The 13,042-nt window shown below is 52.3% G+C and carries 10 protein-coding genes and 1 other RNA gene; 2 read left to right on the top strand and 9 right to left on the bottom strand.

The window, feature by feature from the left end; genetic code table 11:
* Positions 1–5 precede the first annotated feature (5 nt).
* The 7 genes from mraY to mraZ are packed head-to-tail and all read right to left on the bottom strand — an operon-like array spanning position 6 to position 7,461.
* The gene (gene mraY / locus ACJ8W9_RS07240) at positions 6–1,088 is read right to left on the bottom strand and encodes a phospho-N-acetylmuramoyl-pentapeptide-transferase (protein ID WP_411359202.1); all 1,083 of its coding nucleotides are present in this window, start codon (positions 1,086–1,088) and stop codon (positions 6–8) included.
* Complete coding sequence (locus ACJ8W9_RS07245; protein ID WP_411360764.1) at positions 1,082–2,518, bottom strand: UDP-N-acetylmuramoyl-tripeptide--D-alanyl-D-alanine ligase; 1,437 nt, start codon at positions 2,516–2,518, stop codon at positions 1,082–1,084. Before ACJ8W9_RS07245 ends, mraY begins: the two co-directional genes overlap by 7 nt.
* The gene (murE, locus tag ACJ8W9_RS07250; RefSeq protein ID WP_411359204.1) at positions 2,511–4,013 is read right to left on the bottom strand and encodes a UDP-N-acetylmuramoyl-L-alanyl-D-glutamate--2,6-diaminopimelate ligase; all 1,503 of its coding nucleotides are present in this window, start codon (positions 4,011–4,013) and stop codon (positions 2,511–2,513) included. Before murE ends, ACJ8W9_RS07245 begins: the two co-directional genes overlap by 8 nt.
* Positions 4,010–5,758 (bottom strand): peptidoglycan D,D-transpeptidase FtsI family protein, encoded by a 1,749-nt coding sequence (locus ACJ8W9_RS07255; RefSeq protein ID WP_411359205.1) that lies wholly within the window; start codon positions 5,756–5,758, stop codon positions 4,010–4,012. The genes murE and ACJ8W9_RS07255 overlap by 4 nt, the downstream gene beginning before the upstream one ends.
* Positions 5,749–6,066, bottom strand: a complete 318-nt coding sequence (ftsL, locus tag ACJ8W9_RS07260) for a cell division protein FtsL (RefSeq protein ID WP_411359206.1) — start codon at positions 6,064–6,066, stop codon at positions 5,749–5,751. The genes ACJ8W9_RS07255 and ftsL overlap by 10 nt, the downstream gene beginning before the upstream one ends.
* On the bottom strand, positions 6,056–7,006 hold the full coding sequence (gene rsmH, locus ACJ8W9_RS07265; RefSeq protein WP_411360947.1) for a 16S rRNA (cytosine(1402)-N(4))-methyltransferase RsmH: 951 nt from the start codon (positions 7,004–7,006) through the stop codon (positions 6,056–6,058). Before rsmH ends, ftsL begins: the two co-directional genes overlap by 11 nt.
* The gene (mraZ, locus tag ACJ8W9_RS07270) at positions 7,003–7,461 is read right to left on the bottom strand and encodes a division/cell wall cluster transcriptional repressor MraZ (protein ID WP_034731323.1); all 459 of its coding nucleotides are present in this window, start codon (positions 7,459–7,461) and stop codon (positions 7,003–7,005) included. The genes rsmH and mraZ overlap by 4 nt, the downstream gene beginning before the upstream one ends.
* A 173-nt stretch (positions 7,462–7,634) precedes the next feature.
* On the opposite strand from mraZ, the gene ACJ8W9_RS07275 reads away from it, so the two are divergent.
* Positions 7,635–9,887 carry a putative bifunctional diguanylate cyclase/phosphodiesterase gene (locus ACJ8W9_RS07275; RefSeq protein WP_411359207.1) on the top strand — a complete coding sequence of 751 codons (2,253 nt, stop codon included), beginning with the start codon at positions 7,635–7,637 and terminating at the stop codon, positions 9,885–9,887.
* Here ACJ8W9_RS07275 and rnpB read toward each other — a convergent pair.
* Both rnpB and rsmI read right to left on the bottom strand, forming a co-directional pair.
* Positions 9,886–10,243, bottom strand: an RNA gene (rnpB, locus tag ACJ8W9_RS07280) — RNase P RNA component class A. The two genes, ACJ8W9_RS07275 and rnpB, sit on opposite strands and share 2 nt — an antisense overlap.
* A 10-nt stretch (positions 10,244–10,253) precedes the next feature.
* Positions 10,254–11,108: a 16S rRNA (cytidine(1402)-2'-O)-methyltransferase gene (gene rsmI / locus ACJ8W9_RS07285; RefSeq protein ID WP_411360765.1), complete on the bottom strand. Its 855-nt coding sequence runs from the start codon at positions 11,106–11,108 to the stop codon at positions 10,254–10,256.
* 95 nt (positions 11,109–11,203) lie between these two features.
* Here rsmI and ACJ8W9_RS07290 point away from each other — a divergent pair, with 95 nt between their 5' ends.
* Positions 11,204–13,018, top strand: a complete 1,815-nt coding sequence (locus ACJ8W9_RS07290; protein ID WP_411360766.1) for a penicillin-binding protein activator — start codon at positions 11,204–11,206, stop codon at positions 13,016–13,018.
* Positions 13,019–13,042 lie beyond the last annotated feature (24 nt).

Here is a 13,042-nt window from a genome sequence, read left to right on the forward strand (position 1 = left end):
CGTAGTTAACGTAGTTTTAAGGTGGCTAAGCCGATCAATACAAAGACGATCGACAAAATCCAAAAGCGCACGATCACGCGCGGTTCTGGCCAACCTTTCAGTTCATAATGATGGTGAATCGGCGCCATACGAAACACGCGTTTACCGCGTAGTTTGTAAGAGCCCACTTGCAGTATCACCGATACAGTTTCCATCACGAACACCCCGCCCATGATGAAAAGAATCAATTCTTGGCGCACCATCACGGCGATGATGCCCAAGGTGGCACCCAAGGTCAGTGAACCAACATCACCCATGAACACTTGTGCTGGGTAGGTGTTAAACCACAAAAAGCCGAGACCAGCACCGCAAATCGCGGTACACACCACCAGCAGTTCGCCGGATAACGGCAAGTGAGGAATATTCAAGTATTCGGCAAAGTTCATGTTGCCTGAGGCATAAGCAAAAATGCCTAACGCGCCAGCGACCATAATGGTTGGCACAATGGCGAGGCCATCGAGACCGTCGGTTAGATTCACCGCATTACTAGTGCCGACCACGACAAAATAGGCCAGTACCACATAGAACAGTCCCAGTTGTGGCATCACATCTTTGAAAAATGGTACTAAGAGCTGGGTTTCAGCACCCACGGTCGCATTCGCATAGAGAAATACTGCGGCCACAGTTGCTACCACTGACTGCCAAAAGTACTTCCACTTCGCCGGCAAGCCACGCGAGTTTTTCTGTACGACTTTGCGATAATCGTCGATAAAACCAATCAGGCCAAAACCGATAACGACCCCGAGGACGGTTTGTACATAGCGGTTGGATAAATCCGCCCACAGCACCGTTGAAATCACAATCGAGGCAATGATCAACACACCGCCCATGGTTGGGGTACCGGACTTACTTAAATGACTTTGCGGGCCATCATCTCGAACCGACTGACCAATCTGTAAACGCTGCAAATAGCGGATCAAACGCGGACCCAGAATCAGTGCCATCAGTAACGCCGTCAGCACACTGAGAATCGCCCGCATGGTCAAATACGAGACGACATTAAAGCCGGTGGCGAACTGGGTTAAATAATCCGCTAGCCAAACTAGCATGGTTGCTTTCCTTCTTCGTGCAAGCTTGGGTGGAGTTCATTGGCACGTTGTTGCAGCGCTTCAATCACGCGCTCCATGTGCGCGCTGCGTGAGCCTTTCACCAAAATCGTAATGGGTAGCTGTGCCTGCTGTGTGGTCGCTAAAATGCCCTCGACCAATGCTGCAAGGTCACTAAAGTGCTTACCACCACGACCGTTGAATACCTCACTCGCGCTTTGACTCAACACACCCAAAGTAAACAAGTTGTCGATGCCAGCCGCAATCGCATAGGCGCCAATTTCTTCATGATATTGCCGCGCCTGCTCACCAAGTTCGCCCATATCGCCGAGCACCATAATGCGTAAGCCTGGGTAAACCGCGAGCATATCGAGCGCCGCTTTGACCGACCCAACATTGGCGTTATAGCTGTCATCAATCAGTTTGATTTGGGCACTCAGTGGCAGCACATGCATGCGACCTGGGACTGGCGTTAAAGCCGCTAATGCAGCTTGTGCATCAGCAAGCGGACAACCTATCGCAACTGTTGCTGCAATAGCTACCAGTGCATTGTCAACGTTGTGTAAACCCGGCAGATTTAGCTTAATTTTTGCACTTTGCTCAGTGCCAGCTAGGCTCGCCGGTAAGTGTGCGGTAAAACTGGCACAGCCTTGTTCGTCGACGGTCACGTCGGTGGCACGAATTGCTGCGCCGTCGTCTTGCCCAAAGGTCAAATGCTTACAATGGGTGATTTGCTTAGCCCAGCAGGGCGCAAACTCTGAACGCAGTGGCGTCAGGGCTAAACCATCGGCATTCAGGCCTTTAAAAATTTCTGACTTAGCACGAAATACGCCGTGTACGCTGCCGAAGCCTTCGACATGCGCCGGCGCAACATTGTTGATAATGGCAACATCAGGTTGGGTTAAGCGCGTGGTGTAACCGATCTCACCTTGGTGATTAGCGCCGAGCTCGACAATAGCAATATCGTGCTGTGGCTCAAGGCGCAGCAAGGTAAGTGGTACGCCGATGTCGTTGTTAAAGTTGCCGGCTGTGGCAAGCACCTTGCCTTGACTCGACATAATCGCGGCCATCATCTCTTTGACTGTGGTTTTACCGCTGCTTCCGGTAATTGCAATGGTCTTTGGCTGTACGCTGGCTTTAACCGCGGCACCAAGCTGACCCAATGCGTAACGGGTATCCTTGACAACGATTTGCGCTACGTCAGGATACTCAGCAAGTTCTACCCGGCGCTCAACGAGCAACGCCTTTGCGCCTTTCTGCATTGCGTCAGCGACAAACTCATGCGCATCAAAATTGTGGCCTTTGAGCGCAATAAACAAGCAATCTTGTGGCAACTTGCGAGTATCGGTACTCACCGCATCAATACTGACGTTGGCGCCGAATAATTGACCATCGACTGCACGACAAATCCACTGCATATCTGTTTTAATCATGCTCGCCCCCACGCACTGCCGATGCAGTGCCTTGTGTCGCTAAACACGCAGCCGCCCACGCCCGCTCATCATAAGCGACACGTTCGCGGCCAATCACTTGATAATCTTCATGCCCTTTACCGGCGAGCACCACGACATCCTGCGCTACGGCTTGGGCAATTGTCTGCGCGACGGCTTGTTTGCGGCCCGGCAGGGTGATGACATGATCGCTTTGCGGAATGCCGGCCAGAATGTCGCTGATAATCTGTTGTGGGTCTTCGGTACGTGGGTTGTCGTCGGTTACCACTACACGGTCGGCGTACTGTGCGGCGACGCTGCCCATTTGCGGGCGTTTGCCACGATCGCGATCGCCACCACAGCCAAATACGCACCAAAGTTCGCCATGACAATGGCGACGCACGGCTTGTAGTACCTGCTGCAGCGCGTCTGGCGTATGCGCATAATCAACAATCACCAGTGGTTTGTTTGCCGCACTGAAGGCTTCCATGCGCCCTGGCACTGTATGTAATTGCGGCACTGCTTTAACGATGGCTTCCCAAGCATGGCCTAATTGCGCAACCGCAACTAAAGCCGCAAGTAAGTTGTAAACGTTAAAAGTGCCTAACAACGGTGATTGCACACTAAACTCAGTGCGACCGCCAGCGCTAGGAACGTTGAGGATAAACTGTGTGCCACTATCGGTATAAACGACGTCATGAGCATACACACAACGGCCATGATCTTGTGGCTGCAAGCTGTAACGCCAAGCATCCGGACGATCTGGCAACCACGCGGTTAAGGCGCCGTCATCCACATTGAGGACCGCCGCTTGACTGTCTAATTCGGTAAATAAGCGGCGTTTCGCACCGGCATAGTTCGCCATGGTGCCATGGTAATCCAAGTGGTCGCGGCTGATATTAGTGGCAACCGCAACGGCAAATGGAATCGCTTCAGCGCGGCGCTGTACGAGCGCATGTGACGAAACTTCCATCGCCACAGCCTGGGCGCCCTCTGCACGGAGCATCGCTAGACGTTGCTGCACAGCAATCGGGTCGGGAGTCGTGTGGCTTTCAGGCAACAAAGCACCTGGGAAGCCGCTGCCGGTAGTGCCAATGACACCCGCTTTAACGCCGAGCTCTTGTAACAGTTGGGCAACTAAATAGGTCACTGAAGTTTTGCCATTGGTCCCCGTCACCCCTACCACTTGCATGTGGCGCGCTGGTTCACCGAAAAAGCGTGCGGCGATAAAGGATAAATCTGACTTTAACTGCGGCACTTCAATAATATAAGTTTGTTCACGTTGTTCGATACCAACGCCATCTGACTCACACAACACCACTTTAGCGCCAGCAGCAATCGCAGCGTCAATAAAGTCACGGCCATCGACCTGATAGCCAGGCACGGCAACGAAAGCATCACCAGCAGCAACTTGGCGGCTATCTAACTTCAAGCCGCCAACGCTAACGTTTGGTAAGGGTAATGGGTAGTTCGGTAACAACTGACTGAGCTGCATCATTCTGCACCTCCAAAACCCGCAACCCGTAACTGCGTATCTTCCATGTGGTCAGGTGCAACGTTCATGGCGCGTAGCGCATCACCAACGATTTCGGCAAAAATCGGTGCCGACACGGTGCTACCGTAATAATCGTCGCCACTTGGTTCGTTAATGGTGACCACCACCGCAATGCGCGGATCACTTACCGGCGCAACGCCGGCAAATAGGGTTACATATTCGTCACCGTAGCCACCGGCAATCGCTTTACGGGCGGTGCCGGTTTTGCCCGCCACGCGGTAACCAGGGACCCGTGCATTTTTGGCACTGCCATCGGCGACTACTTGCTCAAGCATCAGTAGCACGGCTTCCGCGTTACCAGCGTCCACCACGCGCTCTCCCGGTGGCAATTGTCCCTCTTCACGCCGCATGATGGTCAGCGGTCGATACACACCGCCATTGGCAATCACGCTATACGCTTGAGCTAACTGCAAAGTGGTCGCGGTCAAGCCGTAACCAAATGATAAAGTCGCAATTTCAAAATCTGACCAACGCGTGCGATGTTGCAGCACACCATAACTCTCACCCACCATGCTAATTCCTGTGTCGTTTCCAAGACCTACCGCGGCATAGGTTGCCAGCAGTTTTTCTACGCCCGTTGCGAGCGCAATCTTGGACGACCCCATGTTGCTGGAGTTCTGTAAAATCTCAGTAATGCTTTGTTCACCGCGGTTGATCGGGTCGCTGACGCGGCGACCACCAAGACGCATCCAACCTGGACTGGTGTCGATCACGGTGTCTTGCTCTATGACGCCCGCTTCAAGCCCCGCCAGCACCACTAATGGCTTCATGGTTGAACCCGGCTCATAAGCGTCGGTAATCGCCCGATTGCGCATCCGGTGTGGTTGCAAATCAGCGCGATTGTTTGGGTTAAAGGACGGGCTGTTGACCATCGCCAGCACTTCGCCAGTATCAACGTCAACAATCACTACTGAGCCCGAGGTTGCCTGATGATAGCGCACGGCTTTTTTTAACTCGGCATAGGCTAGAGATTGCAAACGCTGATCAATACTGAGCGTTAGTTGTTGTGGTTGTTCAGCGGCGGTGACTCGCACTTCTTCAACAACCCGTCCTTGCGCATCCTTGCGGTATAGCCGCTCTCCCGGCTTCCCTGTAAGAACCTCGTTAAAGGCAGCTTCAAGACCTTCGATGCCCTTGCCATCAATGTCGGTGAAGCCAACTAAATGAGCAGCAATTTCACCCACTGGGTAAAACCGCCGTGATTCAGTTTTTAAGTACACACCTGGAATGCCCAACTGGCGCACATATTCGGCAACCGCTGGGGTGACCTTACGCTCGAGATAGACGAAACGACGACTCGGATCGTCAACGCGCGCCATCAAGCTTTCAGCGTCAGTACGGAATACTTCGGCGAGCGCCAACCAACGCTCACGATTGGCCAGGCCATTACCTTCGTGGACTCGCTGCGGATCGGCCCAGACAGTTTGTACCGGCACACTGACCGCCAGCTCACGCCCGTGCCGATCAGTGATGGTACCGCGCTGCACCGTGGTTGGGTCCGCGCGTAATGAGCGGCGATCCCCTTCATATATCAATTGTTCAGGTTTAATCACCTGAATGTAAGCTGCGCGCGCGACCAGACTGCCGAACACCAAGCCGACCACCAGCAAGGCGAAATAGAAGCGGCCATTGCCCAAGTGCGGCTGGGCCACTTTTTTGTTGCCGCGTTTACGAGGTGTTATTGCCATGGCACTAGCACCTCCTGTTCGCCTTCTGGACGGACCATGTCCAAACGCTGACTGGCAATCCGCTCGACCCGACTGTGCTCAGTCAGCGCCGTCTGTTCAATTTGCAAATGACGCCACTCAATGTCGATTTCGTCACGCTCTGATAACAAGGTATCGCGCTCAATCGTCAACAAGCGATTGCTGTGGGCGATGTAAATCACGCTAAATGCCGTTGCTAGACTGACGAGCATCAGTAATAGCAGCAGCTTCTGCCGCCGCATGTCTGCGAACAATACCGAGATGAGGTTAGGCACACGACTAGTTGTCATAGGCTAACCTCTCTGCCACGCGCAACACTGAGCTGCGTGCACGCGGATTCAACTCGGTCTCTTCTGCGCTTGGCTTATGCGCCTTGCCAATCAGCTTCAAGGTCTGGCCTCGGTCGATTTGATCATCGCGCAGCGGTAACCCTGCAGGAATGTCTTTGCCCTTGCTTTGTGCGCGCATGAAGCGTTTCACCAAGCGGTCCTCAAGACTATGGAAGCTAATCACGGCCAACCGACCACCAGCTTTTAAACCAGCTACAGCGGCTTGCAAGGCTTGCTCGATTTCATCCAGCTCACCATTTACATGGATGCGAATCGCTTGGAAACTGCGGGTTGCTGGATGTTTGTGTTTATCTTTAAACGGCACCGCTTGATCAATGAGCGTCGCCAACTCTTTGGTGGTACTGAGCGGCTGTACTTCTCGCTGTTTCAGAATCGCTTGGGCAATGCGCCAGGCGAAGCGCTCTTCACCGTATTCGCGCAGGACAAAAGAAATATCATCGGCACTTGCGGTATTAACAAAGTCTGCCGCGGTCATGCCGCGGCTGGTATCCATGCGCATATCCAACGGCCCTTCGCGCATAAAGCTAAAGCCACGTTCAGCGTCATCAAGTTGTGGGGATGAGACACCAAGGTCGAATAGGATACCGTCAATGGCACCACGCAGTTGCTGCGCGTCTAGCACCTCTTCGAGGCGTGAAAACGGAGTGTGGATAATGGTAAAGCGAGGGTCATCTGCCAACGCCTCTGCTGCTGCAATCGCGGTGGGGTCGCGATCCAGAGCAATAAGTCGGCCGTGGTCATTGAGTTGCGCCAGAATCGCACGCGAGTGTCCACCTCTACCAAAGGTAGCATCGAGATAAATTCCGTTCGGTCTGATGGCAAGAGCCTCAATGGACTCCTGTAACAGCACCGATACGTGTTGCGGCGCTTGATTCATTATAATGAGAAGTCTTGTAGTCGATCACTGAGTGCCAAGTCGTCTTGTTGCTCCGCTGCCATATCGGTAGCGATTTGCTCATGCCATGCCGCTTCAGACCAAAGTTCGAACTTATTCAACTGACCGATAATCATGATTTTCTTGTCCAAATCTGCGTGTTGACGCAAGGTTGGCGCAATCAAGATACGGCCATTTTTGTCCATTTGGCAGTCTTCGGCATGACCCAAGAGCAAACGCTGGAGACGACGCTCCGCGGGGTTCATGCTTGATAAGGTGGTAAGTTTTTGCTCGATGATTTGCCATTCTGGCAAGGGATACAGCAATAGGCACGGCTGCTTGATGTCGATGGTACATACCATTTGACCATCGCAATCAAGCAACAGGCTCTTCCGATACTTGGTTGGTATCGCAAGTCGGCCTTTGTCATCAAGACTAAGTGCTGCTGCTCCACGAAACATAGTTTTTGATCCACTATTACCCACAAATCCCCACAATGTGACAGTCTAGGTGCCGATCTTTCCCACTGTCAAGGAAAAAAACGGTAGTTTGCGGTGTGCGACATATCTTGACGCAAGTGGTTTTGTGCTAGATGATGGAGTTGCGAATCATAATTATTAAAAAAGCCCGAACATTGCGTAAATTAATCAGCAAGTTAGTCTTCTCTGACAGTTTAGTAACGCCGCGCCAAGCGAAATTTCGGTTGGTACGAGACTTTGTTGGCCTCTCATTGATTGCGATCGGTTTAATTTATGCGCTTTATGCCATTGTGGATAATCAGCGTAATCAGATCATCGAAGGTGAAAAACGTCGCGCTTACGAACAAATGAGTGCTATCCGCGCCAGTATCGAACAGCGTATTCAAGCCAACGTATTAGTGCTACGCGCATTAAAACCAGAAATCTTAGGGCAAGACACACCTGACCGCGAGCGCTTGCAGCGCATGATAGATGAGTTTATGGACCTTGAACTCGATATCAGTCACCTCGCCTTGGCACCGGATCTGGTGGTTTCGTATATTTATCCTGAAGAACAGAATGTTGGCGCCCTAGGCTTAGATTACCGCACCGTGACTGCGCAATACCATGAAGTACTTTTAGCGATCGCGAGCCAAGACATCATGCTCGCTGGTCCAGTGGATTTGGTTCAGGGTGGCGTTGCTTTGGTTGCCCGCCTGCCGATTTTCGATGAACAAGATAAACTATGGGGTATCGCATCCTTGGTGATAGATCATCAAGCGATGTTCGATAAGATAGCGCTGCACCGTCATCCAGAATATCAAGTCATATTGACGCGTAAGTCAGCAGATTCAAAGCAAACCAAATTAATTTCCGGCAAGCCACAAATGCTGGCCGACGATAATATTTCGATGGCAGTCAACGTACCGGGAGATACCTGGCAAATCACCCTTGCCCCACGCGATGGTAAATGGTTACCGGCGGATCGCGATTTCACTTGGCTGTGGTTAGTCGGTGGCGGAGTTATTGCCCTTATCGTCATGGCGTTTAGTATTTTGATCGTGACGCAAAGTCGCTTACGCCGTGCTTTTTATACGATCAGCTACCAGTCGCGCTTTGACCCACTCACGGACTTGCCGAATCGGCAATTTTTTAATCACAAACTGCTACAGTGCATTGAAAATGCTGAAATGAACAATAGTGGTTTTGCGATTTTACTGCTTGATCTTGATCATTTGCGCGATATCAACGATGCCTTGGGCCACGAAATTGGTGATGCGTTGCTACAAAAAGTGGTTGAACGCTTAGCGACAATGCTACCGCCAGAGGATATCTTGGGACGCATTGGCGGTGACGAGTTTGCAATCATCAGTCAGCAGTCGATAGATAGTGTCGAAGTTGAAGCGATGGCGCGGCGCTGTTTATCGGAAATTATGAACACCACCGAAATAGCGCACAATCAGATTAATATCACCGCTAGCGTGGGGATTGCCCTGTTCCCGCGTGATGCAACTGAGGCGCAAGCACTCATCAAGTGTGCAGAATTGGCTTTGTACGCGGCCAAATCGACAGGCTCTATGAGTGTGTCGTTCTTTGATGAACATTTACGCCAAGCCACTGAGCAGCACATTGCTTTGCATCACCAGATGATAACCGCACTGGATACCCAACAGTTTCATGTCGAGTATCAACCGGTGATCGATACGCAGTCTGGCCTACTCAGCCGCTGTGAGGCACTCATTCGCTGGGACCACCCGACACGGGGTGCGATTTCACCTGCTGAGTTCATCCCGATTGCGGAAAAAACTGGTGCTATTATTTGGCTCGGTGAATACGTGTTGCAGCAGGTCATCAAAGACTGGCAAAAAATGCGTGATAACGGTCTCGATTTGACCATTGCGGTAAACCGCTCGCCACGGGAATTTAACGACAAAGATGCCGCAGACAATTGGCTTGCTGCACTCGAGCAAGCAGGTATGCCTGCCGATCACTTAATGCTCGAAATTACTGAGTCGATGTTGATGCGCAATAAAGAACGGCAACTCGACAATCTTAAAAAATTGCGCAGTGCCGGCGTACATCTTGCAATTGATGACTTTGGTACCGGTTACTCGAGCCTGAATTATTTACGCTCCTACCCGATTGATGTGATCAAAATCGATCGCGGCTTCCTCGCGAATGTGCCGGTTAATCCGACCCAAACAGCTTTGGTCGAAGTGCTGCTAAGAATTGCTTTTACGTTGAATATGCAGGTGATTGCCGAAGGTGTGGAAGAACGTTCGCAAGTTGAGTTCTTGCGCGACAAAGGCTGTCATTTCCAACAAGGCTTTTTTTACGGGCGCAGTATGCGCTTGGACGCGTTTATGAAGTTTGCGCATTTGCATAACGAGCAGGTGCGCCTGAGCGCCACACCTGCTGACAAAGAATAAGGTGAGCTGGCCGATAAGCCGGGTTCTGTCGTGGACAATCATTCGTCTAGCCGCTAAATCACTCTAGCGTTCAAGCAGTCTACCCGGGTTCAACGCGGGCCGCGCCAATGAACCCCTATTTGACCTTGCTCCGGGTGGAGTTTACCGTGCCACGAACTGTTACCAGTCGCGCGGTGCGCTCTTACCGCACCCTTTCACCCTTACCTGATCCTGCTTGCGCAGGCCATCGGCGGTTTGCTCTCTGTTGCACTAGTCGTCGGCTTGCGCCGCCCAGACGTTATCTGGCACCCTGCCCTGTGGAGCCCGGACTTTCCTCCCCCTATGCAAGCATAGGCAGCGATTGTCTGGCCAACTCAGCGGCGCATTCTACGTGTTATCGGCGTCGAGCGCCAGTTGATACAGCTGGTTTTTACGCACACCGTGAATTTCAGCGGCACAAGCGGCGGCTTTCTTTAGGGGTAAGTGTTCACGCAGCACTTGCACCGTGCGCAGTGCTTGGGCGTTAATTTCATCAGTATCTTGTTGCAACTCGGCGCCCGCTAGGATGAGTACCATCTCACCACGTTGTTGGTTGCTATCGGCCAACACCTGCGCGCGAACCTCAGCAATACTGCCATGTAAAAAGGTCTCAAACTGTTTGCTAAGCTCCCGCGCCATCACCATTTCGCGCTCGGCACCGAACACCGTTTCTAAATCTTCCAGAGCGTGCACTATCCGATGTGGCGATTCATAAAACACCATGGTGCGCGGTTCGGTCAGCAGCGCCTCGAGGGTCTTGCGCCGTTGTTGCGGCTTGGCCGGCAAAAAGCCTTCAAACGTAAAGCGGTCCGTGGCTAAACCGGCACCAGAAAGCGCGGTGGTAATTGCGCAGGGTCCAGGCAATGCCACAACCTTTATTCCAGCCTGCCGCGCTTGCTGCACCAAGACATAACCAGGATCGCTGATCAGTGGCGTGCCCGCATCACTAATGAGCGCCAAGTCGTCACCCCGTTGCAGCCGCTCAATCACTCGCGCTGCGCGCTCACGTTCATTATGTTCATGCAAGGCAAATACTTCGTTATCAATCGTGAATTGCTGCAAAAGCTGCCGACTATGGCGGGTATCTTCCGCCGCAATCGCCGCCACTTGTTGTAACACTTGTTGCGCGCGCGGTGACAAATCGCCCAGATTACCAATCGGCGTTGGGACAATGTAGAGTGTGCCGGGCTGTGGTTGCGTCATGTTAACCCCTTGTAAGATTTGCCCCGTTACGTTGTTTCGCTGGGTGCCTAGGTTTATAGTATGACTACATTTCTGGATAATGTGAGCAGCCACTGGTGAGTTTGTCTATTGTGCCAAAGAAATTATTCCTCTGCATACTGGTTTGTACCCTAACAGCTTGTGCGAGCTCGGATCGATCGCAACCCTTAGCATCAGACGATCGCGGAGAATCGGGCATCGACACGATCACAGTGCCAGAGGTCACCACCGATGCACAGGATTTAGCAGAGATCTTAGCTGAAGTCGCGGCCGAGTCATCGCAAACACGGCAGCTAAGTATTTTACTCGAAGCCTTAGCCGCGAAACAGGAGCAGGGTGAATGGCAAACCAGTGCCTTGCTGCTGAGTGAATTGCGTCGGTTTACGCACCGATTGAGCGAGAGCCAGCAAAGACAGATCCAATTTGCCGAAGCTCAGTGGTTTGCCAGTCAAAAGCAATGGCAAGCCGCCAAACAGTCACTAGCCCCGCTATTAGCAGCTGACGATGTCGCACCGGCAACCTCGCGTTTGGCGCGAGATATTGCCGTGCAAACGCGGCAGCCGCAACAAGCAGCTCAGTATCAATTAGATTATCTCGCCGCAGCCGCTGAAGCCGAAGCCAGTGAAGTTGTTTGGTCGGTCCTGCGCGATGCGCACCGACCACAACAACTTACCGCCACAGGTGACTTAGCCAGCGGCTGGCTAGCGTTGTTACAAGCCGCACATGAACAAGCCAACGATGAAGATGTGTCGGCGATTCAAGGCTGGCAATTACGTTATCGTTCACACCCTGCGCAAGCGGTCGCTCAAGTTTTGCAGCAGAATCTACAGCCGTTGACCAGCCAGGTTGCGTTAGTCCTGCTGCCCTTATCAGGACAGTTTGCTGAGCAAGGGCAAGCGGTGCTGGATGGCATGATTTTGGCGCTGGGCGAGTTACCACAACTGCAAATCGTGGTTCGTGATACGGCAAAGTTTGACTTCACCACCCTCAGCGAAGAAGTGCAACGCGCGCAAGCCGATATCGTTATTGGTCCATTGCTGAAAGACAATGTCAGTAAAGTAGATGGCGCGACGCTCGAACAAACCGCGACACCTTGGTTCGCCCTTAACAATGCCAGTGAATTAGGCACTTCACCAGCCATGTGGTTTGCGCTAGATCCAGAATGGGAAATTGCCCAAATTGCACAAACCTTAGTTGAGCGGGGCTATCGACAGCCGCTGGTGCTGGCGGCAGACAGCAATAGTGGTCGCAACGCAGTGAATAACTTCACTGACGCCTTTCGAGATTTACAGCCAGAAGCAACTATCGAAAGTGGTTATTACCGCACCCCAGAAGACATGAAAACCATAGTTCAAGAGAAGTTGGGGGTTAGCGCTAGTGATGCACGCATTTGGCAGGTGAAAATCGCTGCTGGTAAGATTCTGGTCGACGCCGAGCCTCGTAGCCGTGAAGATTTCGATGTTATCTTTTTGCCCGGCAATATTGAGCAGACTCGGCTGCTGAAACCCTTTATTGACGTCAATATTTCACCGTTCAATCAACGCATTCCAGTGTACGCGACCTCAGCGAGCCACATCTTGCGCGATCAACTAAGCGAAAATGATTTGAACGAAGTGCATTTTACCGAGGCGCCATGGTTAGTCCCAGGCCACCCTCGTTACCACGAATTGAATGACATTTTGGCGCTGCGCTCGAGCTGGGGCTATTCACTCGCGCGACTCGCAGCCTTTGGTCATGATGCCATTCTGTTAAGTCGTCACCGCCACGTGCTTGCAGCGTTGCCGGGCTTTCGACTTGCCGGCTTAACCGGAGATCTCTATGGCAGCCCAACGGCGTTACAACGCGAATTAGATTGGGCGCAGTACGACGGACATGAAGTCGTCGCAGAATAGCAGCGTACACGACACACAGGAGCC

It is taken from the genome of Pseudidiomarina salilacus, from assembly GCF_047323925.1.
In the GTDB taxonomy this organism is placed as follows: domain Bacteria; phylum Pseudomonadota; class Gammaproteobacteria; order Enterobacterales; family Alteromonadaceae; genus Pseudidiomarina; species Pseudidiomarina salilacus.